The organism is Sphaerobacter thermophilus DSM 20745 (assembly GCF_000024985.1).
GTDB classification, from domain to species: Bacteria; Chloroflexota; Chloroflexia; order Thermomicrobiales; family Thermomicrobiaceae; genus Sphaerobacter; species Sphaerobacter thermophilus.
This window is the reverse complement of sequence record NC_013523.1, coordinates 1,646,325-1,667,324: the sequence shown is the minus strand read 5'-3', so window position 1 is coordinate 1,667,324 and position 21,000 is coordinate 1,646,325. Positions and strand designations below refer to the sequence as shown.

Genomic DNA, 21,000 nt, shown 5'->3' with positions numbered 1-21,000 from the left:
CCCCCATTAGTCTACCAATTGGTTTCGAAATGCGATACCATCGGCGCACACAGAACCCGCGGCAGGCGGTGGGGACGCTAGTCGTTGTCCCGTCCGTCTCTGCCGTCCTGGCGCGACCGTTGGCAATCGGGACAAATCCCGGTGAAGACGGTTTGGTGGCCGTGGATCTCGTAGCCGGTCTGGTCTGCCGCCACCTGGCGCGCGAGGATTGCGCTCGGAACGTCGACGTCCACCAGCGCCCCGCAGGAGGTGCAGTGGACGTGATCGTGGCGGTCGGTGCGGCGGTCGAAGCGACTGGCCTGGTCACCGAAGGGGAACTCCTGGATCAGGCCGCGCTCCGCCAGCAGGTGCAGCGTGCGGTACACCGTCCCGTACGCGATGGTCGGGTATTTGCGGCGGACGCGCTCGAAGATCTCGCCCGCGGTGAGATGCTCATCGGCAGCCTGCACCTCGGCCAAGATCGCTGCCCGCTGGGTTGTCATCCGGATTCCCGGGTCGCCCCGCACCTGAGACTGACTCCTAGCTAGGAATGATTCCTACTGCCACCGTGGTATACCATACTCTGGTAGTCGGGATTCGTCAACCACTCTTGGTGCGACTGTTGCGGCGACGGGCCGGGTGGGAATAGGACCGGGTGCCGGCGTGGTTGTCAGAGTCAAGAACCGGCGTTCCCGGGCCGAGGTACCGTTCGCGCCGGCCGTGCCGCGTGTTAGCGTAAGGAGGCCAAGATGTCTCAATCGTCGGTGCCCCCCGCCGTCTCGGAGGAGATCGCAGCGCGGGGCTATGCCAATCCCGACGTGCTGGTGACGACCGAATGGGTCGCGCAGCACCTCAACGACCCGTCGATCCGGATCGTTGAGTCGGACGAGGACGTCTTGCTCTACGACATCGGGCACATCCCAGGGGCGGTGAAGATCGACTGGCATCAGGACCTACAAGATCCGGTGGTGCGCGATTTCATTGGCCCCGAGGCGTTTGCCGCGCTGATGTCGCGGTTGGGGATCGGCGACGACACGACCGTGGTCTTTTACGGCGACAAGAACAACTGGTGGGCCGCCTACGCCTACTGGTTCTTCAAGTACATGGGGCACGATCACCTGAAGATCATGGACGGGGGCCGCAAGAAGTGGGAGGCCGAGGGACGCCCGCTCACCCGTGAGGTGCCGAGCTACCCGCCGGCGAAGTGGACGCCGCGGGCGATCCGAGAGGAACTGCGCGCCTTCCGCGACGACGTGCTGAAGCACATCGGCTACGAGGGTCGGCGGAAGGTCGGGCCGAGCCTGCCGCTCGTTGACGTCCGCTCCCCGGCCGAGTACAGCGGCGAGCTGCTCCACATGGCGGATTACCCGCAAGAAGGGGCGCAGCGCGGTGGCCACATCCCCGGGGCGAAGAACATCCCCTGGGCCCGCGCAGTCAACGAGGACGGCACCTTCAAGACGGGGGACGAGCTGCGCGAGCTGTACCGCAACGAGGGGATCACGCCCGACAAGGACATCGTGGTCTACTGCCGGATCGGCGAGCGCTCGGCGCATAGCTGGTTCGTCCTCCACGAGCTGCTGGGTTACCCGAAGGTGCGCAACTACGACGGCTCCTGGACGGAGTGGGGCAACGTCGTGGGCGTGCCGATCGAGAAATAGCGTCTGGCCTGATAGGATTACAGAATCACGGCAGGGCGCCGACCGGCGCCCTGCCCGTCGGGGATGAGAGCGACGAGCGGCCAGGCCGACAGAGAGGACACCGATGGACCGTCAGGAACAGATCGAGATGCTGTTGGATCACTACGAGCACCCGCGGCACCGTCACGCCGACGAAGGGGCCGACGTCGTGATGCCGGGTGGTAACCCGGGCTGTGGCGACGTGATCACGGTCTACCTGACGGTGGATGAGGACGGCAAGTCGGTGAAGGACGTGTCGTTCGTCGGTGAGGGCTGCACCATCAGCCAGGCGGCTGCCTCCATCCTGATGGAGATGATCCACGACGAGAAGTGGGATCTCGACACGATCGTCAACACGGACTACCACGCCATGATGGACATCCTGGGCGCGGAGGCGGTGCAGTCTCGACCCAAGTGCGCCACGCTGGCCCTCGGGACGCTCAAGGCGGCGGTCCAGAAGTACCTGCGGGATCGGATGCTAGCCGATGCGCGGCTCGATGCCATCGAGGCCGAGAACGAGGAAATGGGCATCGTCACTGGCGAGGCGGCTCTGGAACAGGCCGACGACGAAGCAGCCCGATCACATTAGGAATGCTCCAACGGCTGATAAGACGGCCGTCACCTCCAGCCCCTCTCCCGACGTCGGGAGAGGGGTGTTGTTTATCAGGGGCGGCTGAGGACGCCCGCGCTCACGATTTCACGGTCCAACCTGCCCGTACGCCGCCGAGTGCCGCTTCCGTCTGTCGGCGGCCGATTGTCTCCGCTCGGTGTCCCGCTATAATCACTGCACTTGTCGCGCCGATGCATTGCGGCGGTGGATTGAACCTCGTCGGAGGAGCGCCTGAGGAGGGTCGTGCCCGCCCGCATGCGCTGGGGAGGAATGCGTGAGAATGCGGTCCGACATCATCAAGCGAGGGTTCGAGCGAGCGCCGCACCGGAGTCTGCTGCGCGCCACCGGTGCGATCCGGTCGGAGGAGGACTTCGGTAAGCCGTTCATCGCCATCGTGAACTCCTACGTCGATATCGTCCCGGGCCACGTGCATCTCCAGCGCTTTGGACAGGTGGTGAAGGAGGCGGTGCGCGAGGCGGGTGGCGTGCCGTTCGAGTTCAACACCATCGGCGTCGACGACGGCATCGCTATGGGCCACATCGGGATGAAGTTCTCGCTGCCGAGCCGGGAGATCATCGCCGACTCGGTGGAGGCGATGATCCGGGCCCATCAGTTCGACGCCATGATTTGCATTCCCAACTGCGACAAGATCGTGCCCGGGATGCTCATGGCCGCCATGCGGCTCGACATCCCGACGGTGTTCATCAGCGGCGGCCCGATGCCCGCCGGGACGATGCCGGACGGGCGCAAGGTGGACCTGATCTCGGTGTTCGAAGGGGTCGGCGCCTACCAGGCGGGGAAGATCGACGACGCGGAGCTGCGCCTGCTGGAGCAGTACGGCTGCCCGAGCTGCGGGTCGTGCTCCGGGATGTTCACCGCCAACTCGATGAACTGCCTGCTGGAGGCGCTGGGCCTGGCGCTACCCGGCAACGGGACGATCCTCGCGAACACGCCGGAGCGTGACGAACTGGCGCGGGCGGCGGCGCGGCAGGTGATGGCGGTGCTGGAAGCGGACCTGACCCCGCGGAAGATCGTCACCCAAGAGGCGCTCGACAACGCCTTCGCGCTCGATATGGCGATGGGTGGCTCGACGAACACGGTGCTGCACGGCCTGGCGCTGGCGCACGAGGCGGGGCTGGACTACCCGCTGCAGCGGATCAATGAGGTCTCGGCGCGGGTGCCGCATATCTGCAAGGTCAGCCCGGCGTCGCACTGGCACATCGAGGACGTGCACCGGGCAGGCGGGATCAGCGCCATCTTGAAGGAGATCTCGCGCAAGCCTGGCGTGCTCGATCTGGACCAGATGACAGTCACCCTGAAGACGCTGGGCGAGAACATCGAAGGCGCTGAGATTCGCGACCCGGAGGTCATCCGGCCGCTGGAGAACGCGTACAGCGAGCGCGGTGGCCTGGCGATCCTGTTCGGCAACCTCGCGCCGGACGGCGCCGTGGTGAAGACGGCCGGAGTCGATCCGGAGATGCTGACGCATCGTGGCCCGGCGCGTGTGTTCGAGTCGATGGAGGACGCCTGCAGCGCGATCCTCTCGGGCAAGATCGTCCCCGGGGACGTAGTGGTCATCCGCTACGAGGGGCCCAAGGGCGGGCCGGGTATGCAGGAGATGCTCGCCCCGACGGCCAACCTGATGGGGATGGGCCTGGGCAAGGACGTGGCGCTCATCACCGACGGACGCTTCTCCGGCGGGACCCGCGGCGCGTGCATCGGGCACGTCTCTCCCGAGGCGGCGGCCGGGGGGCCGATCGGCCTGCTGCGCGACGGCGACATCATCAGCATCGACATCCCGAACAACCGCCTGGACGTCGAGCTTGATGAGCTGGATCTGGCTCTGCGCCGGAAGGCGCATCGGCCGCTGCGCAAGCCGATCGACAGCCGCTTCCTCCGGCGGTACGCGCACCTCGTGACTTCGGCTAACACCGGCGCGGTGCTCCGCGACCCCTACGCGGAAGCGGAGGAGCCCGCACCGGTTGCCACGCCGGCGGACTAGCCACGCGTCCATGGTGACCGCGGTGGGTCGATCCTCGATCACCCACCGCCCGTCAGGTGAAATCCGCGCCGGGAACAACCCCGGCGCGGATTTCGCGATATCAACGACCACCGCCGGGGATGTGGCGACGTGCGTCGCGTCAGCGGGAGCACTCTACCGCGAACGGACGTGGACGCACCGACCGGGACGAATAGGGGGCGTGATCGCGGGCACTTGGATGTACACTTAGACCGGACAAGTGGCTGGAGTGCCACGCTGCGAACTCCGGACTAAGGACACCGAGGACCTTTACGCGATGCGACGCTTTCTGACGGTTCATGGTCACTTCTATCAGCCCCCGCGCGAGGACCCGGCGACCGGACAGGTGCCGCGCGAGCCGGGCGCTGAGCCATTCCACGATTTCAACGAGAAGATCCTGGCTGAGTGCTACCGGCCGAACGCTGAGCACGGCAACTTCGACCGCATGAGCTTTGATCTGGGGCCGACGCTCGGGCTCTGGATGGCCCGCCACCATCCGGCGGTGCTGGAGCGGATCGTCGAGGCCGACCGCGACGCGGTGCGGCGCACCGGGCACGGCAACGCGGTCATGCAGAGTTTCCACCACACGATCCTGCCGTTGGCGACTGAGCGCGACCGGCACACCGAGATCGCCTGGGGCGTTCGCTGGTTCGAGCACACCTTCGGCCGTCACCCAAAGGGGATCTGGCTGCCCGAAACGGCGGTCGATCTGGCGACGCTGGAGGCGTGTGCCGACGCCGGGCTGGAGTTCACGATCCTGAGCCCGGAGCAGGCGGCCGGCCCGGTCGATACGCGCTTCGCCTACCGGGTACCACTGCCGAGCGGCCGCACCTTCACGGTGGTCTTCTACGAGGGGCCGCTGTCGGGCACCGTATCGTTCGATCCGATCTCGACCGACTCGGCGCCGGCCTTCGTCGACCGCTTCATCCTGCCGCGCTTCGTCGATGTGCCGGCGGGGAGCGGTGATCCGCTGGTGCTGATCGCCAGCGACGGCGAGGTCTACGGCCACCACCACCGGTTCAAGGACTACTTCCTCCAGGATCTGCTCTACCGGCGCGCGGGTGAGGCCGGGATCGAACCGGTGTCGCTCGAGCACTACCTCGCGCTGAACCCGCCCCGGCGGGAGACCGGCATCCGGGAGCGGAGCTCATGGGGCTGCCCGCACGAGTTGCTGCGCTGGCGGGGTGACTGCGCCTGCACGCCGGGCGGCGGGCACTGGAAGGCCGGGCTCCGTGCGGCCTTCGACGCGCTTGCCGAGCGGATCGACGCGCTGACGGATCAGCAGGCCGCCGGGATCGTCCCCGACATCTGGGCGCTGCGCGATCGCTACGTCGATGTCGTTATCGGCGCGGTGGAACTCCCGGCGTGGCTGCGGTCGCATGGGCTGCCCGAGACGGGACCGGACGCAGAGATCATCGCAACGCTGATGCGGGCGCAGCAGAGCCGCCTCGCCATGTACGCGAGTTGCGCCTTCTACTGGGAGGATCTGACCCGCCTCGAAGCGGCCTACGGCGTGCGTTCCGCCCTCCACGCAGCGGGCCTGATCGACGAGCTGTGCGGCACCGACGTGAGGGGCGAGTTCACGCAACGACTGGCCGGTGTGGTCGGCTGGAAGACCGCCCGGTCCGCGGCCGAGTTGTACGCCGCGGCGGGGGACTAGGCGTCCAGAGTCCTCCGTCACCCGTCATGCGTCATGCGTCAGGGGCTCGGGCGTTCCACGAAGAGGCGCCCGGCCCCGGTCGGTGAGAAGGCCCTCACGCCCGACCCCTCTCCCAAAGTTGGGAGAGGGGTGATTCGTGACAGGAAGGGGTGCGGCTCGGTACAGCGCCAGTACTCCCGGGTTGCACGTGGGTTCAGCCAGCGTCGCGCTGGCGAGCGAGACGGCGCTGCTCGCGGACGTGCTCGGTGTACGCCTGCAGGTGGTTGCGCAGGTGCTCGCCGAAGCCGCTGATCGTGAGCATCGTGGTCTTGGCCTTGCCCACGTTCCCCTGCGCCAGGATCTCCGCGGTGACCCGCGGCAGAATCCCTTCCCGGCCACCCATGATGTAGATCTGGTTCGGACGACCGGTGCGGCCCGCCCGGTAGCCGCGGGCCTTGAAGAACGCTATCGCGTCTTCCAGCGCCTCATCAGGCGAAAGGTGAGACACAGCCTTGCGCTGGAACGCGGTGCGTGTCATCTCGGCAGTGAGCGTAGCCCGGTCGACCCGGGCCTGCTCCCGCGTCCCATTCGTCTCGTCCATCGGATGCGCTCCCGCTCGATGTCGTGGCGGGGTGGCCGCCGTCAGCGCCCTTGCGGGTTGACCGCGACCGCGGGTTGCTCGCCGCGCAGCACCGCGAGCAGGCTCTGGAGGGCCAGCTCGCTGACGGCTCGGTCGGCCTCCTGGGTGCTGCCGCCGATCCGCGGCGTCGTCACGACGCGAGGGTGTTCGACGAGTGCCCGCAGGGACGGCGGTTCGTCGGCGAAGACATCGAGCCCCGCCCCTGCTACCTTACCACGGTCGAGTGCCTCCAGCAGGGCAGCCTCGTCGATCAGTCCGCCCGAGGCCGTGTTCACGATCACCACCCCGTCGCGCATCTGCTCGATTGCTTCCCGGTTGATCAGCTGCCGGGTGGCGGATGTCAGGGTTGCGTGCAGGGTGATGATGTCGCTCGAGGCGAGCAGTGCCTGGAAATCGACCTGCTTGGCGTGCTCCAGGGGGCGGGGCGTCTGGGTGTACGCCTTCACCGTGGCGCCGAAGGCGTGGGCGAGCCTAGCCACCTCGCGGCCGATGCGCCCATAGCCGATGACGCCTACCGTGGCACCCCGCAGTTGCCGGCCGCGGAAGGCGCGGCGCTCCCAGCGGCCGGCCTTGACCGAGCGGTCGGCCGCCGGGATGTGCCGCAGGACGGCGAGTATCAATCCGATGGTCATTTCCGCCACCGCGTACGTGCGTGCTCCGGGCGAGTGCACCACGACGATGCCGCGTTCGGTGGCGGCGTCGATGTCGATGTTGTCGACGGCGAAGCCGACGCGGGCGATGCCGCGCAGCGCGGTTGCGGCTTCGATCACCTCGCTGGTGATCTGGGTGGTGCCGCGCACGACCAGGCCGTCGTAGCCGCCGACGATATCGACTAGCTCGTCAGGGGCGAGCGAGGTGCGCACGTCCACGCGGGCATGTCGCCGCAGGAGGTCGAGGGCACCATCGTCGATCGGATCGCAAACGAGGATGCGCGGCTGACCGGCCCCCTCCATGGACGTCGCTCCTTTACGAACCCGCCTGGTAAGCCTCCCCTGGCTTCAGGATCACGCAGGTCGCCCCGGTCTGCTCCTCCACGTCCCGCTTGAACTGCTCCGGATCCTGCTGAATCGGTGGGAACGTGTTGTAGTGACACGGGATCACCACCTTGGGCTTGAGCAGCTTGACGGCCCGGACGGCGTCGGCGGGGCCCATCGTGAAGTGGTCACCGATGGGAAGGATCGCGATATCCAGTCCTTCCTCCCCGATCAGCGCCATGTCGCCGAAGAGGCACGTGTCCCCAGCGATGTACACCGTCTGGCCGCCGAAGCGGACCACGAAGCCCGCCGGGACACCCGGCGCGACGAATGTGTCCCCATCCAGGTATGACGACGTGTGCCAGGCCGGAACGAACTTGGCCGTGCCGCCGTCGAAGGCGACCGTGCCGCCGTGGTTGGCGCCGACCGCGTTGGCGCCCTTCTGCCCGAGGTACGTGGCCAACTCGTGCGTGGCGAAGACGGTGGCGCCGGTGCGCTTCGAGAGCTCGACGGTATCCCCGACGTGGTCGTTGTGCGCGTGGGTGAGGAGGATAGTCGTCGGATTGACCTCGTCGGCCGTGACGGCACCCGCGGGGTTGCCCGTCAGGAAGGGATCAACCAGCACCTGTTTGCCGTCAGCCTCCAGGGCGAACGCCGAGTGGCCCAGATAGCGGATGGTTAGCATGCGTCCTCCTTCCCTCAACGCGGTTGCGCTTCGCTCGGCTCCGATGAAATTGTGCCGTTATCGCTCGTAGACGATCCGGCCGTCGACCATGGTCAGGTCGTTCTGGACCGTGTGCAAATCCACGGCCTCGACTTCGTACGGGTCGAGGTCGACCACGATCAGGTCGGCGAGCTTGCCCGGGGTGATGCTCCCCTTGATGTTCTCCTCGAAGGAGGCGTAGGCGCCGTTGATGGTGAACATCTGGAGAGCTTCGTCCAGCGTGACCGCCTGTCCGGCGCCCATCTCCTGGCCGTCCTGGGTCAGCCGCGTCACCGCCGAGCGGATGTTCACCCACGGGTCGGCCGGAACGACCGGCGTGTCGGAGCTGCCGACGGCGGTGATCCCCATGTCGAACCAAGTGCGGGCCGGGTAGGAGAGCGCCAGGGCCTCCTTGGTGAAGTTCCGGATGTACGAGTCACCCAGGTAATAGACGAACGAGGGCTGCGGCACGGCGATCACGTTTAGGCGGCGCATGCGCTCCAGCAGATCCGGCCGGAGCAGGCCGCAGTGCTCGATGCGCCAGCGGGGATCCGGCTGGGGGTGTGCTTCGAGCGCCCGTTCGAAGGCGGTCAGAATCATGTCGATGGCGCGGTCACCGATGGCGTGAGCCGCACCCTGGAATCCGGCGGCCGCGGCCCGGCGGAACGCCTCATCAAGGTACTCCTGGGTATAGACCGCGATGCCGTAATTGTCCGGCTCGTCCGGGTACGGATAGCTCATGAGCGCGGTGCGCCCGCCGCCGCTGCCGTCTTGCAGGAGCTTGGCGGGGCCGATCCGCAGCCACTCATCGCCGAAGCCCGTGCGCACCCCGAGCTGCTCCATGGCATCGAGGGTGTTGTCGATGATCATCATGAGGTAGACGCGGACCGGGAGGCGTCCCTCGCGCCGCAGCTCCTGGTACGCAGCCAGCTCGTCCGAGGTGCGTAGGCTGGCCTCGGCCACGCTGGTGATCCCCATCGAGAGGAAGCGCTCACCGGCGGCGACCAGCGCCTCCTTGATATCCGCGACGGTGGGCGGCGCGATCAACTTGCGCACCAGATCCTGGGCGTGTTCCTGGAGGAGGCCGGTGGGCTCGCCGTGCTCGTCGCGGACGATGCGGCCCCCGGGCGGATCCGGCGTCTCGGCCGTGATCCCGGCCATGCGAAGGGCGACCGAGTTGACGACGGACATGTGCCCGCAGGTGCGCGTCAGGATGGCCGGGTGGTTGGGCGTCACGCGGTCGAGATCCCAGCGAGTCGGGTGGCGCTTGACGTCGAGACGCGTGTCATCGTAACCCCGCCCCTGAATCCAGTTCCCGGCGGGCTCCTTCGCCGCGGCCTCGGCGAAGCGCTCCAGCAGGCTGTCGAGCGTGGGCGTTGCGGACGGGCTGGCGTCGATCTTGGCCAGGTTGAAACCGTAGTAGACCGGGTGGCAGTGGTTGTCGTTCAAGCCCGGCAGCAGGGTGCGACCACCGAGGTCGATCACGCGTGTGTTGGGGCCGACCGCGGCCCGGATCGTCTCATCGTCGCCCACGGCAAGAATCCGGTTGCCGAGCACGGCGACGCCGCTGGCCCGTGGCTGCGCCGGGTCCATCGTCACCACGCGTCCATTCAGGAATACGACATCCGCTGCCATCGGTTCTCCCCTCATGGTGTCATCCCCGGGCGCCGGATTCGTCCCGTGAGCCCCGCTGGTTTGTCACGGTATCGGCACCCCCCGCTGCATGATAGGGTGGTTCCCACCACCCGGCAAGAAGCGCGGCGCCACGCAACAGCGAAACCCGGCACGCTCGTGGCTTGTCGATCGAGGATGCACGTAGTAGGATCCCCGCCGGAACCGTACGGGACCAGTTAGGCTATTCGGCATCAGGGCGTTCGTTTCCTCGCAAGACTCCCGCATTCCAGTGCAAGCGAGACACGGCGCACCGGCCATGAAGGCTCTCGGGTGGGGTGGCGATGCTGCGGTACGTGCTCCGGCGGTTAGTGGCACTGATTCCGGTGTTGCTGGGCATCTCGATCGTCACATTCGCGCTCATCCGCCTGATCCCCGGCGACGTCGTGGACATGATCCTCGGAACAGAGGTGGCCGGTGGTGAGCGGGCGGACGAGTTGCGACGGCTGTTCGGGCTCGACCAGCCGCTGTACAAGCAGTACCTGCTCTGGGCCGGTGACGTGGTTCGCGGCGACCTGGGGCATTCAATGCGCACCGGGAAGCCGGTATTGGACGAGATTCTCGGGCGACTCCCCACCACCATCGAGCTTGCTGCCTTCTCGGTCGTCTTCGCCCTGCTCATCGCCATCCCGGCGGGCATCATCGCCGCGCTCAAGACGGGAACCCGAACCGAGGCCGGGGTTCAGACACTGGGCCTGCTCGGACTGTCGGTCCCGAACTTCTGGCTGGGGACGCTGCTGATCCTGGTGACCTCCCGCTATCTCGGCTGGTTCCCCGCGGCGACGTACGTGTCCTTCACCGACGATCCGTGGCGTAACATCCAGATCTTCATTCTGCCGGGGATCGCCCTCGGCGCGGCGCTGGCCGCGATCACCATGCGCATGACCCGCTCGTCCCTGCTGGAAGTGCTGAACCGCGAGTACATCAACACGGCACGCGCCAAGGGGGTGGCGGAGCGCCAGGTGATCCTGCGCCACGCCATGAAGAATGCGATGATTCCGGTCGTGACCGTGGTGGGTATCCAGATTGGGAGGCTGCTCGGCGGGGCGATCATCATCGAGCAGGTGTTCAACCTACCGGGCATCGGCCGGCTGGCGATCGACGCGATCCAGCAGCGCGACTACACGATGATCCAGGGGGTCGTGCTCTTCACGACGTTCGCGTTCGTCGTGATCAACCTGCTGGTCGATCTTCTCTATGCCTTCATTGACCCCCGCATTCGATACTCATGATCGTCCGTTCGGGTCGGGGCGCAACGATGCGACCGCTTGGGGATGGGGCGCGCGAGGCGAGGTGGAGCAATGAGTGAAGTGCGGCAGTCGATGACGCTGCAGAAGGGGGTAACAGCCCTCGGGGCGCAGGACCGTGTCCGCTCGCGCAGCGTCTGGGCGCGGGCGCGACGCCACCTGGCGCGCAGCACCAGCGGGAAGGTCGGGCTGGTCCTGGTGGCCCTGGTGCTGCTCATGGCGCTCGTCGCGCCGCTCATCTCGCCGCACGACCCGTACGAGCAGTCCGTGTATCGTCTCTACGGGCCGAGCTTCTATTTCCCGTTCGGCACCGACGAGTTCGGGCGCGACGTGATGAGCCGGGTGATCTACGGCGCGCGCGTCTCGCTCCAGGTGGGCCTGATCGCGGTCGCGATCGCACTGGTCGTGGGCGGGGTGCTCGGCCTTGTCGCGGGTTACGCCGAGGGATGGGTCGACGCCGTCATCAGCCGGATCCTCGACATTGTCTTCGCCTTCCCGGACATCCTTCTGGCTCTGGCGCTGCTGGCGGTACTCGGGCCCGCGCTGCACAACGTCATGATCGCGATCGGCATCGTCTACATGCCTTCCTTCGCGCGCATCGTGCGCGGCCCGGTCCTCTCGGCAAAGCACAACGAGTACGTCGAGGCGAGCCGGGTGATCGGGGCTCGCCCGCTGCGCACGCTCTTCCGGCACATTCTGCCGAACGTGACGGCGCCGTTGATTGTCCAGACGACGATCGCGCTCTCGTTCGCGATCCTGTCCGAGGCAGCGCTCTCCTTCCTGGGCCTCGGCGCGCAGCCGCCGACGCCCTCCTGGGGCGCGATGCTCAGCGGCGGCCGGCGCTTCGTCGAGATCGCGCCGTGGACGGCGATCTTCCCCGGGCTCGCCATCATGATCGCGGTCCTGGGGTTCAACCTGTTGGGGGACTGGCTGCGGGACGTGCTCGACCCGCGGACCGTCCGTTGATCCAAACGTGGGCACCAGGCGCGTCAGCGCCGGGCGCGGCGAGGAGTGATGGACGACCTTGCCGCGAAGTGGTATCGAAGTCACCCGTGGAGGAGATGATTCGGTGGAAGACCGTACGACAGCATTGCTCGACCAGCTCGTCCGGCTCCGCAAGGAGGGCCGGATCAGCCGGCGCCAGTTTGCTCGGCTGACCGGTGGCGGGGTCGGCCTGGCGGCTATTAGCGCGTTCATCGCGGCCTGCGGTTCCGAGCCGACCCCACCGCCGCAACAGGGCGGTTCTGGCGGTGGCCAGTCGAGCGGCGGGAGCAGTGCCACTGAGGCGCCCAGCGGCACGCCGGACGCCGGGGGCGGCTCGACGGAAGAGTCCAGCGGTGAGGTCAAGCGGGGCGGCCGGCTGACGTTCGCCATCGACACGGCCCCGGTGGGCCTGGACCCGCACCTGGCTACCGCCTTCTCGTCGCAGATGTTCTACGAGCACATCTACGACACGCTGTTCCACTTCACGCCGGACCTGCAGGTGGTTCCCTCGCTGGCCGAGTCGTTCGACGTCATCGATGAGAAGACGTACGAGTTCAAGATCCGGCAGGGGGGCAAGTTCCAGGACGGCTCGCCGCTGACCGTCGAGGACGTCATCTTCTCCTATGAGCGGATGATCGACCCCGAGGTCAAGAGCACGCGTGGTGTGTGGTTCAACCAGATCGACGGCCTGGAGGCGAAGGACGACAGCACGCTGGTCGTCTACCTGAAGAACCCGTTCGCCCCGTTGATCGGGTTCATGGCGATGCCGGGTGCCGCCATCGTGTCCAAGGCGTTCACCGAGGCGAACAACAACGACCTGACGGCCGTCGCCATGGGCACCGGTCCGTTCCAGTTGCAGGAGTACATCACGAACCAGCAGGGGAACTTCACCCGCTTCGCCGACCACTGGCGCGGGGATGTGCCGCTGGTGGACGAGCTCGTGCTCCAGATCACCACGGACGAGGCGTCCCGAATGGCGGCGATCCGGGCCCAGCAGATCGACATGACCCGCTTGTTCGATAAGACCAACGCCGACCTGCTGGAGGGTGAGGGGTACCAGATGTACAAGGGGCTGAGCACCTCGTACACCCTCACCTTCATCAACTGCCGCCGCGAGCCGCTGAACGACCCACGGGTGCGGCAGGCACTCTCGTACGCGATCGATCGCCAGCAGTTCCTCGACACGGCGGTGTTCGGTGACGGCGAGATCTCCGGTGTCATCCCGGCGGCCGAGAAGAACTGGGCGCTGCCCGTCTCGGAGTACGCGAGCTACAAGCAGGACATCGAGAAGGCCAAGCAGTTGCTCGCCGAGGCGGGTTATCCGGATGGCTTCAACGTCACGCTGACCGTCTCGCCGCAGTACCAGTTCGACGTGTCTAACGCGCAGGTGCTGCAGAGCCAGCTCCGGCCTCTGGGAATCAACGTCGAGATCCAGCAGGTGGAGTGGGGCAACCTGCTGAACACGATCAACCAGACCCGCGACTTCGACCTGCTGAACATCATCTACACGTTCCAGCCGGACCCGGACGGCTACACCTACAACTTCTTCCACAGCCAGTCGCTCAACAACGCCTCGGGACTCGCTGATGCCCGTGTCGATGAGCTGCTCGACCGCGGCCGCGCCGAGACGGATCAGGCGGAGCGTAAGAAGATCTACGACGAGGTCCAGAAGCTGCTGGCGGACGAGCTGGTGCCGGTGCTGGCCTACTACTGCTACTACCAGTACCTGCCGTCCCAGACCTACGTGAAGGGATACAAGGCGATTCCGTCGCTCTCGCGCATCTACCTGCGCGAGACGTGGCTCGACAAGTAAGGCCGCGGCTTCTGCCGTTGGGTTGACCGAGAACGGCACTGCTGTGCGCACGCCCATCCCCGTGCCAGGGGGTGGGCGTGTTCACAAGTACGCAGAGGCGACTGTTGTCGGGTCGGGTTGGCCAGTGGGTGGCCTCCCCCGGGTGCCCTCAATGGTGCGACGGTATGCCGGCACGCCGGGTGCAGCTAGTTACCCTGTCCGTCGCCTCTGCTATGCTGGGAGGTGGCTGCGCGACGGCGCGGCCCGGTGCGACGTAGCAACCAAAGGAGGATCTATCGATGAGCACGCTCGATGGCAAGCGAGTAGCAATGGTGGTCGCGGCCGGCTTTGAGGACTCCGAGGCGATCGAGCCGAAGCAGCACCTGGAAAGCCAGGGTGCGAAGGTGACGGTCATCGGCCTCCAGCGCGGGACGGTCGAGGGCAAGAAGGGCGCGACCCTTGAGGTCGATGCGACCTTCGACGAGGTGAGCGTCGATCAGTTCGACGCGCTGGTGATCCCGGGCGGGGGTTCCCCGGAGCGCCTGCGCATTCACGAGGCGCCGGTGGCGTTCGCCCGCGCATTCGTTGAGTCGGGCAAGCCGGTGGCGGCGATCTGCCACGGGCCGCAGCTCCTGATCTCCGCCGACGTCCTGCGGGGTCGGACCGTCACCTGCGTGGCCGGCATCCGCGACGATGTCAAGAACGCCGGTGCGACCTACGTTGACCAGGCGCTGGTGGAGGACGGCAACCTCATTACCTCGCGCATCCCCTCCGACCTGCCGCAGTTCAACGAGGCGATCACGCGGCACCTCGCCGCGGTCGCGAGCGAGCGGTAGATCAGGTCGTGGCAACCGACGCTGAGCCACGGGGGGCCGCGTGCCCGAGGTGAGCCTGGCGGAGTTACGAGCGCACGTCGCCGCGGTGCGCGGGCCACAGTTCCGGCTGCCGGCGCGCTTCGCGGCGTCGCTCGATGACTACCGCCCTGACCCGGCATACCCCGGACAGGCGGAAGCGCTCACGCGGGTCCGCGCCATGCTTGACCCGGAGCCGCCCCGTCGGCGGCTGTTCCGCCGTGCTCCGGACTCCACGCCGCGCGGTCTCTACCTGGACGGCCCGCCTGGTGTGGGCAAGACGCACCTGATGGCCGCGGCGTTCAACTCCGCGTCCGAGCCGCGCCTGTTCGTCACCTTCGATGAGCTCTCGGCGGCCGCCGGCACGCTGGGTATGTCGGGGCTCAGCCGCCTCCTGGCCAACCAGCGCCTGGTCTGCATCGACGAAATCGACCTGCGCGACCCGGCGAACATCATGCTGCTCGTGTCCCTCCTGCGCGCCATGCTGGCCGGGTCCCCGCGCATCATCGCCACTGCCAACGCCGACCCCCTGGGCAGCTCAAACAGTGCGCTGACGGGCGACGACTTCCGGAGAGAAGTGGGGGAGATCGCGAGCGCCTTCACTATCCTGCGGGTGGACGGCGTCGACCGGCGGCTCACCTTGGGGAACCGACAACGGGGGCGTCGAGGTGGCGAGCCGCGTTGTCTCCGTGTCACCTGGGAACAGCTCCTCCAGTTCCTGATCGCCACCCACCCGATGTACGACGCCGCCTGGCTGGATCAGGTCGACACGATCGAGGTTGACCGCGTCGACGTGCTGGACGACGTCGACCACGCCCTGCGCTTCGTCCGCTTCATCGACCGAGTCTACGACCGAGATGTTGCGCTGGTCGCTCAGGGACCGATCCCCGCTCCCGATGCGATCCTGCGCCCCCTCATCGGCGACCGGCGGTTTGTCCTGCACGTCGCCCGCTGCCGCTCCCGCTTGATTGAGTTGCTCGGGGCCAACGCCCTGGAGGAGCGGGCGGCGGACTAGGAATCGTTTGAATAAGAAGACTTGCTCGCGGTGCACGGAGCGCCGGCGCTCCTGGCTTGCACCGGGCCAGTCGGTGCAACACATAACCGCAGTCGGAGCCGTGGAGATTGTCGCGGGGTAGCGGACGATGAGGGTCGGGCAGGCGGCGCAGGGTTCGCGAGTGCGATTCCTACCGGCGGACGCGACGCAGGATGCGGCGCTGCTGATCGCGGCGCGGGGCGTGAGGGCCTTCGGCGACGGCTTCGTCAGCGTGCTCCTGCCCCTCTACCTGGGCGAACTGGGGTTCTCAGCGGTCCGCATCGGTGCTCTGACCACGGCGACGCTGGTGGGGTCGGCCATCTCGACACTGCTCGTCGGGTTCGTGAGCTACCGCCTGCGGCGGCGCCCGCTCCTGATGGCGGGCACCCTGGTCATGGCGGCGACCGGGGTGGCGTTCGCGTTCGTGCACGACTTCTGGCCGCTGCTCCTCATTGCCTTCGTGGGCACGCTCAACCCGTCTGCGGGCGACGTGAGCGTGTTCCTCCCGCTGGAGCAGTCGCTGCTGCCCCAGACGGTCAGCAACCGGCAGCGCACCGCACTCTTCGCCCGCTACAGCCTCGTCGCCTCACTCGTCGGGGCGGTCGGCGCGCTGGCTGCGGGGCTGCCGGGAGTGGTTTCGGACCAGACCGGACTCGGCTTCCTGCACGCGCTGGAAGGGATGTTCCTGCTCTACGCGCTCTTGGCGCTCGTGGCCCTGATGCTCTACCGGCGGCTGTCGCCCGGCGTCGAGGCGCCACCCGGCGTGACGCACTCGCCGCTGCGGGAGTCAAGGAAGACCGTGCTCCGGCTGGCCGCCCTGTTCAGCCTTGACTCGTTCGGTGGCGGATTCGTCGTCCAGTCGCTGCTGGCGCTCTGGCTCTTCGAGCGGTTCGGCCTGTCGGCCGCGACTGCCGGGGCGATCTTTTTCTGGACCGGCGTCCTGGCCTCGCTGTCCTACCTGGTCTCGGCGTGGCTCGCCGAGCGGATCGGTCTGGTCAAGACGATGGTGTTCACCCACCTGCCGGCGAACGTGTTCCTGGCGCTGGTGCCGTTCATGCCGAACCTGCCGCTGGCCGTACTGTTCCTGCTGCTGCGGAGCCTGCTGTCCCACATGGACGTCCCCGCGCGGAATTCGTACGTGATGGCGGTCGTGACGCCCGCGGAGCGACCGGCCGCGGCCAGCGTTACGTCTGTGCCCCGCAGCCTGGCCTCGGCCGGGAGCCCGTTCCTGGCCGGGTACCTGCTGAGCCTTTCCACATTCGGCTGGCCGCTCTTGATCGCCGGGGTGCTGAAGGGTGTGTACGACCTGCTGCTGCTCGCGATGTTCTCCCGCGTAAAGCCGCCGGAGGAAGTGGCGAAGGAGGGTGAGCCGTGTTAGGAGCGCCGGCATCTCGCCGGCCCCTGTGTGCTGCTCAGCGAGCACGGGGGCCGGCAAGGTGCCGGCGCTCCTGGTAACGAACCCTCCGGCCGCTCAGACCGCGGCGCCGCGGTCGTAGACGATGCGACCCTCGACGATGGTGAGGTCGACCCGCACCTGAGCCAGGTTTTCGGGAGGGACCGTGCGAAGGTCGGTTTCGAGGACGGCCAGGTCCGCGAGCTTCCCGACCTCGATGGTCCCCTTGATGTCCTCCTCAAACGAGGCGTAGGCGCCGTTGTAGGTGTAGGCGCGGATCGCTTCCTCCAGCGTGATGCGCTCCTCCGGCCAGATCTCGACCCCTTCCTCGCTGCGGCGGGTGACCATGGTCTGGATCCCGATCATCGGATTGGTCGGGTCCACCGGCGCGTCGCTGCTGGCGGGCGCGATGATGCCACGGTCGAAGAAGGTGCGCATGGCGTACGCGTAGCGGATGCGGTCCATGCCGAGGTTCTGGACGTAGGCCTTGTGGAACGCCCAGAGGAAGGTCGTGCCAGGCACCGGGATCGCCCCAAGTCGCTGGATGCGGTCGATCAGGTCCGGCCGCAGGATGCTGCTGTGCTCGATGCGATGGCGGTGGTTGGGGCGGGGTTGCTCCGCCAGCGCCTCTTCAAACGCCATGACGAGCAGTTCGATGGCGGCGTCGCCGATGGCATGGGCGCAACACTGGAAGCCGGCCCGGTGCGCCGCCTTGATCTTCTCCTTCATCACCTGCGGGTCCTGCATCCAGAGGCCGATGTTGTCGTCCTCCCCCTCGTAGGGCTGGGACATGCGGGCGGTGCGCCCGCCGATGCTCCCGTCGAGGAAGATCTTGGCCGGACCGATCCGGAGCCACGCGTCGCCAAAGCCGGTGCGCAGCCCAAGGTCGGACAGCGGGCCGAGCGTCTCGTCGATCATCATCATGAGATACGTCCGCACCGGCAATTCGCCGGCCTGGGCCAGGTCGAGGTAGGCGCCCATCTCGTCACTGGTGCGGATGCCGGCCTCGGCCACGCTGGTGATGCCCTCGGAGAGGAACTGGCGCCCGGCCGCGCGCAGGGCGTCGGCGATCTGCTCACGGGTCGGGGCCCCGATCGCCTGCTGCACCAGAGTCAGGGCCGCCTCACGCACGACACCGGTCGGCTCACCGTGGGCGTCGCGGTCGATCGTGCCGCCCTCCGGGTCCGGCGTGTTGCGGTCGATGCCGGCCAGGGCCAGCGCCCGGCTGTTGGCCACGCCGATATGCCCGCAGGCGCGGACGACGAGGACCGGGTGCTCGGGTGACACCGGGTCGAGGTCGTGCCGGGTGGGGTGGCGCTGTTCCGCCAATCGGGCCTGATCGTAGCCGCGGGCGCGCACCCAGGTGCCCGGCGGGACCGACCGCACCCGCTCAGCCACTCGCGCGACGATGTCCGCGATCGACCGGTTCGGCGGGGTGGCCGCGTCCACCTGCTGGAGCCCGAAGCCGAGGTACATCGGGTGACAGTGGGCGTCGTTGAAGCCCGGGGTGATCGTGCGGCCGCGGAGGTCGATCACCTCGACGCCCCGGCCCATCCACTCGCGGACGTCGGCATCCTGGCCGACCGCGACGATGCGCCCACCACGGACCGCCACGGCCGTGGCGGCACTCGGCGAACCCGAGCCGGTCATGACGTGGCCGTTGACGAGCACGACATCGCCGCCGGTGGATCGGTCAGAGTGGGGCGCACCCATACCAGCGTGCTGATCGCCAGTCTGCATCGAATCGCCTCCGTCTTCAGGTCAATCGTTGGTCGCCTGCCACGCATGGGCCGCGCATGCCGGGAGGGTCGGATGCCTACCTAGAAGACGCTCCCCGGCAGCGCCGGGCCCCGTGGACTGGGCGAATGACAACACACGAGCGGCACAGGGGCAAGAGCCGCGGCGCCTCGGGCCCGGCGGGGCTAGGAGCGAGATTCCTGGATACCTCTGGGTCGGCCCCGTTGGTCGCAATTCTGCGACGACTGCCAGGTGTTCCGCGTTGCACTGCCGGCTCTACCACTGAGGTTTCGGAGGGCAGGTGGACCCCTGGAGCCTCCGGGCAGAGCGGAGAGCCGGAAGTGGCAGGATGCCAAGGCTGCCGTCGGCGGCGCGCGAGGGGTCCCTGACCGCTCCGCACCCCGCGCCCGTGTGAGGAGGACTCCACGATGGTGAGGTCATGGGTCACGTCTCGCGCCGTCGTGTTGGTGATCGCTGCTGTCGTGCTGGCTGCTTGCTCCGGTCCCAACGCGGGCGGCAACGGCGACGATGGGGGAGTGACTCCAACCCCGACCAGCGCACCCGCGACGGCCACCACCGCGTCAACGGAAGCCGCAACTGCTACGACGCCGACAAGCGCAGCCAGCGGTACAGCCACCCCCGGGACGGCCACGGGCGGTGGGGAGGACTACTGCGCCGACCTATCCGGCGGTTCGACAGACGCTGATGTCCGCGTGCCCGCCGGGGCGACCTGTACGCTGGACAACGCCCGGGTTGGCCCCGACGTCATCCTCGCCCGCGACGCGACACTCCACGCGCGTGGGTCCAGCATCGGAGGCAACGTACTGTCCGAGGGGGCTGCGGCGGTGAATCTTCTCGATGGGACGACAGTCGGTGGCAACATCCATGTCGAGCGGAGCGGCGGCGTGCAGGTGATCGACGCGCGTGTCGACGGCAACATCCACCTCGAACACAACACCGGGATGATCGTCATCAACAACAGCGTGGTCGACGGTAGCATCGAGATCGAGGAGAACACGGGCGGCGTGGAAATCAGCGGGAACACGGTCGGTGGCAAGCTCGAGTGTGAGGAGAACACGCCCCCACCGACTGGCGGCGGTAACACCGTGAACGGCGAGCGGGAGGGCCAGTGCTCGGGGCTGTAACCGGGTTCGACGTTGGGCTACCGCCGGCCTTCCGGGGCACCATATGGGCGCCTCAAAGATAGCGGATGCGGTGGACGGAGGCCGAGGTTGCCCAGCCCAGGAGCGCGAGCCTGCCGCACAGGGCGAGGAACCAGACCGGATGGCCGGCGCTGAGGACATTCCCATCCCGTACGCCGATATTGGATCCGAACAGACCCGTGACGAGGGACAGCGGCAAGACGATGGTGGAAACGATCGTCAGGACATACACCCGGCGGTTGATCTGGTCGGAGGTGCGGCTGTCGAGGGCGTCGCGCATGGCGTCGACACGGCTGGCGATCCAGTCGGAGTTCCCGGCTCCCCTCGTCGACATAGTCGATCACCGCGAGCGCAGGAGATCATCGACGCTTCGCGGCCCACGGCCGGCCGCAAGGTCGTCCTGAATGTGCCGCAGTTCCGGTCGGGCTGACGCGGCCATGGTGATGATGCGCGTCGGCTCGATCCAGAAACGAAGCACCGAGCTGTGTCCGGGCGCCGCGCCCGAGACGGGCACGCGCATCAGGAGGAGAACCTGCTCCCGGCCGGAGAGCAAGACGCGAGACCACGTCCGGCTGCGCAGGAACGCCGCTCGCTGGTCCGAATCCAGGCCGCTGTCGGCCTCAAGCCATGCGTGGTCGCGCTCGCTGGAGTCAGCGAGACAGATCCACAGCACGCCGTCCGACGGGCGCCACGCAGTCAACTCATGGGCGTTCAGGCGGCGTGCCCCACCGCGTCCGTCAAGCAGCCACGCCGTCGGGGCGTATGCGTCGTTGGGAGAGGGTGTGCTCACGGTCTATCCACTCCTCCACTGCTCTCTGTCTGCGATGCGCTGCCGGTTTCACCGGTGGACCGTCGTGATCCGCTGACCGATGCCTGTGCCCCATCGGA

At 67.6% G+C, this 21,000-nt stretch carries 19 protein-coding genes; 11 read left to right on the top strand and 8 right to left on the bottom strand.

Features of this window, described 5'->3' with window-relative positions; all coding sequences use genetic code 11:
* Window positions 1–77 precede the first annotated feature (77 nt).
* Entirely contained in the window at window positions 78–482 is a 405-nt protein-coding gene (locus STHE_RS07670; RefSeq protein WP_148219932.1) for a Fur family transcriptional regulator, read from the bottom strand.
* 246 nt (window positions 483–728) lie between these two features.
* On the opposite strand from STHE_RS07670, the gene STHE_RS07665 reads away from it, so the two are divergent.
* From STHE_RS07665 to STHE_RS07650, 4 genes are all read left to right on the top strand, one after another.
* Window positions 729–1,637, top strand: a complete 909-nt coding sequence (locus tag STHE_RS07665; protein WP_012872002.1) for a sulfurtransferase — start codon at window positions 729–731, stop codon at window positions 1,635–1,637.
* A 103-nt stretch (window positions 1,638–1,740) separates the two neighbouring features.
* Complete coding sequence (locus STHE_RS07660; protein WP_012872001.1) at window positions 1,741–2,244, top strand: iron-sulfur cluster assembly scaffold protein; 504 nt, start codon at window positions 1,741–1,743, stop codon at window positions 2,242–2,244.
* 301 nt (window positions 2,245–2,545) lie between these two features.
* Window positions 2,546–4,267 carry a dihydroxy-acid dehydratase gene (gene ilvD, locus STHE_RS07655; protein WP_012872000.1) on the top strand — a complete coding sequence of 574 codons (1,722 nt, stop codon included), beginning with the start codon at window positions 2,546–2,548 and terminating at the stop codon, window positions 4,265–4,267.
* A 295-nt stretch (window positions 4,268–4,562) separates the two neighbouring features.
* On the top strand, window positions 4,563–5,945 hold the full coding sequence (locus tag STHE_RS07650; protein ID WP_012871999.1) for a DUF3536 domain-containing protein: 1,383 nt from the start codon (window positions 4,563–4,565) through the stop codon (window positions 5,943–5,945).
* Between the two features lie 193 nt (window positions 5,946–6,138).
* Here the strand turns inward: STHE_RS07650 and STHE_RS07645 are convergent, their stop codons facing one another.
* From STHE_RS07645 to STHE_RS07630, 4 genes are read right to left on the bottom strand one after another with little or no spacing between them, the layout of a single operon-like run.
* Entirely contained in the window at window positions 6,139–6,525 is a 387-nt protein-coding gene (locus tag STHE_RS07645; protein WP_012871998.1) for a hypothetical protein, read from the bottom strand.
* Between the two features lie 41 nt (window positions 6,526–6,566).
* Window positions 6,567–7,517: a hydroxyacid dehydrogenase gene (locus STHE_RS07640; protein ID WP_012871997.1), complete on the bottom strand. Its 951-nt coding sequence runs from the start codon at window positions 7,515–7,517 to the stop codon at window positions 6,567–6,569.
* 13 nt (window positions 7,518–7,530) lie between these two features.
* A complete protein-coding gene (locus STHE_RS07635; protein WP_012871996.1) occupies window positions 7,531–8,223 on the bottom strand; it encodes a metal-dependent hydrolase in 693 nt (230 codons plus the stop codon).
* Between the two features lie 57 nt (window positions 8,224–8,280).
* Window positions 8,281–9,876, bottom strand: a complete 1,596-nt coding sequence (locus STHE_RS07630; protein WP_012871995.1) for an amidohydrolase — start codon at window positions 9,874–9,876, stop codon at window positions 8,281–8,283.
* A gap of 320 nt (window positions 9,877–10,196) precedes the next feature.
* Between STHE_RS07630 and STHE_RS07625 the strand changes: the two genes are divergently transcribed.
* The 6 genes from STHE_RS07625 (at window position 10,197) to STHE_RS07600 (ending at window position 17,197) form a co-directional block, all read left to right on the top strand.
* Window positions 10,197–11,144, top strand: a complete 948-nt coding sequence (locus STHE_RS07625) for an ABC transporter permease (RefSeq protein ID WP_012871994.1) — start codon at window positions 10,197–10,199, stop codon at window positions 11,142–11,144.
* Between the two features lie 69 nt (window positions 11,145–11,213).
* Window positions 11,214–12,125, top strand: coding sequence for an ABC transporter permease (locus tag STHE_RS07620; RefSeq protein ID WP_012871993.1), 912 nt, complete (start codon window positions 11,214–11,216; stop codon window positions 12,123–12,125).
* Window positions 12,126–12,228: 103 nt separating this feature from the next.
* A complete protein-coding gene (locus STHE_RS07615; protein WP_012871992.1) occupies window positions 12,229–13,956 on the top strand; it encodes an ABC transporter substrate-binding protein in 1,728 nt (575 codons plus the stop codon).
* Window positions 13,957–14,234: 278 nt separating this feature from the next.
* Complete coding sequence (locus tag STHE_RS07610) at window positions 14,235–14,771, top strand: type 1 glutamine amidotransferase domain-containing protein (RefSeq protein WP_012871991.1); 537 nt, start codon at window positions 14,235–14,237, stop codon at window positions 14,769–14,771.
* 40 nt (window positions 14,772–14,811) lie between these two features.
* Window positions 14,812–15,801, top strand: a complete 990-nt coding sequence (zapE, locus tag STHE_RS07605) for an AFG1/ZapE family ATPase (RefSeq protein ID WP_012871990.1) — start codon at window positions 14,812–14,814, stop codon at window positions 15,799–15,801.
* A 160-nt stretch (window positions 15,802–15,961) separates the two neighbouring features.
* Window positions 15,962–17,197: an MFS transporter gene (locus STHE_RS07600; RefSeq protein ID WP_012871989.1), complete on the top strand. Its 1,236-nt coding sequence runs from the start codon at window positions 15,962–15,964 to the stop codon at window positions 17,195–17,197.
* 93 nt (window positions 17,198–17,290) lie between these two features.
* Here the strand turns inward: STHE_RS07600 and STHE_RS07595 are convergent, their stop codons facing one another.
* The gene (locus STHE_RS07595) at window positions 17,291–18,952 is read right to left on the bottom strand and encodes an amidohydrolase (protein ID WP_012871988.1); all 1,662 of its coding nucleotides are present in this window, start codon (window positions 18,950–18,952) and stop codon (window positions 17,291–17,293) included.
* Window positions 18,953–19,377: 425 nt separating this feature from the next.
* Here STHE_RS07595 and STHE_RS18735 point away from each other — a divergent pair, with 425 nt between their 5' ends.
* Complete coding sequence (locus STHE_RS18735; RefSeq protein ID WP_012871987.1) at window positions 19,378–20,094, top strand: hypothetical protein; 717 nt, start codon at window positions 19,378–19,380, stop codon at window positions 20,092–20,094.
* Window positions 20,095–20,146: 52 nt separating this feature from the next.
* Here STHE_RS18735 and STHE_RS07585 read toward each other — a convergent pair whose 3' ends face one another.
* On the bottom strand, window positions 20,147–20,446 hold the full coding sequence (locus STHE_RS07585; RefSeq protein ID WP_012871986.1) for a CorA family divalent cation transporter: 300 nt from the start codon (window positions 20,444–20,446) through the stop codon (window positions 20,147–20,149).
* Between the two features lie 6 nt (window positions 20,447–20,452).
* Entirely contained in the window at window positions 20,453–20,902 is a 450-nt protein-coding gene (locus STHE_RS07580) for a magnesium transporter CorA family protein (protein WP_012871985.1), read from the bottom strand.
* Window positions 20,903–21,000 lie beyond the last annotated feature (98 nt).

Excerpts from the sequence above, each read along its gene's own strand:
- STHE_RS07595 (WP_012871988.1), bottom strand. The coding sequence starts at position 18,952 with ATGCAGACTGGCGATCAGCACGCTGGTATGGGTGCGCCCCACTCTGAC.
- STHE_RS07635 (WP_012871996.1), bottom strand. The coding sequence starts at position 8,223 with ATGCTAACCATCCGCTATCTGGGCCACTCGGCGTTCGCCCTGGAGGCT.
- STHE_RS07660 (WP_012872001.1), top strand. The coding sequence starts at position 1,741 with ATGGACCGTCAGGAACAGATCGAGATGCTGTTGGATCACTACGAGCAC.
- ilvD (WP_012872000.1), top strand. The coding sequence starts at position 2,546 with ATGCGGTCCGACATCATCAAGCGAGGGTTCGAGCGAGCGCCGCACCGG.
- STHE_RS07625 (WP_012871994.1), top strand. The coding sequence starts at position 10,197 with ATGCTGCGGTACGTGCTCCGGCGGTTAGTGGCACTGATTCCGGTGTTG.
- STHE_RS07645 (WP_012871998.1), bottom strand. The coding sequence starts at position 6,525 with ATGGACGAGACGAATGGGACGCGGGAGCAGGCCCGGGTCGACCGGGCT.
- STHE_RS07670 (WP_148219932.1), bottom strand. The coding sequence starts at position 482 with ATGACAACCCAGCGGGCAGCGATCTTGGCCGAGGTGCAGGCTGCCGAT.
- STHE_RS07640 (WP_012871997.1), bottom strand. The coding sequence starts at position 7,517 with ATGGAGGGGGCCGGTCAGCCGCGCATCCTCGTTTGCGATCCGATCGAC.
- STHE_RS07630 (WP_012871995.1), bottom strand. The coding sequence starts at position 9,876 with ATGGCAGCGGATGTCGTATTCCTGAATGGACGCGTGGTGACGATGGAC.
- STHE_RS18735 (WP_012871987.1), top strand. The coding sequence starts at position 19,378 with ATGGTGAGGTCATGGGTCACGTCTCGCGCCGTCGTGTTGGTGATCGCT.
- STHE_RS07650 (WP_012871999.1), top strand. The coding sequence starts at position 4,563 with ATGCGACGCTTTCTGACGGTTCATGGTCACTTCTATCAGCCCCCGCGC.
- STHE_RS07665 (WP_012872002.1), top strand. The coding sequence starts at position 729 with ATGTCTCAATCGTCGGTGCCCCCCGCCGTCTCGGAGGAGATCGCAGCG.
- STHE_RS07620 (WP_012871993.1), top strand. The coding sequence starts at position 11,214 with ATGAGTGAAGTGCGGCAGTCGATGACGCTGCAGAAGGGGGTAACAGCC.
- STHE_RS07585 (WP_012871986.1), bottom strand. The coding sequence starts at position 20,446 with ATGTCGACGAGGGGAGCCGGGAACTCCGACTGGATCGCCAGCCGTGTC.
- STHE_RS07610 (WP_012871991.1), top strand. The coding sequence starts at position 14,235 with ATGAGCACGCTCGATGGCAAGCGAGTAGCAATGGTGGTCGCGGCCGGC.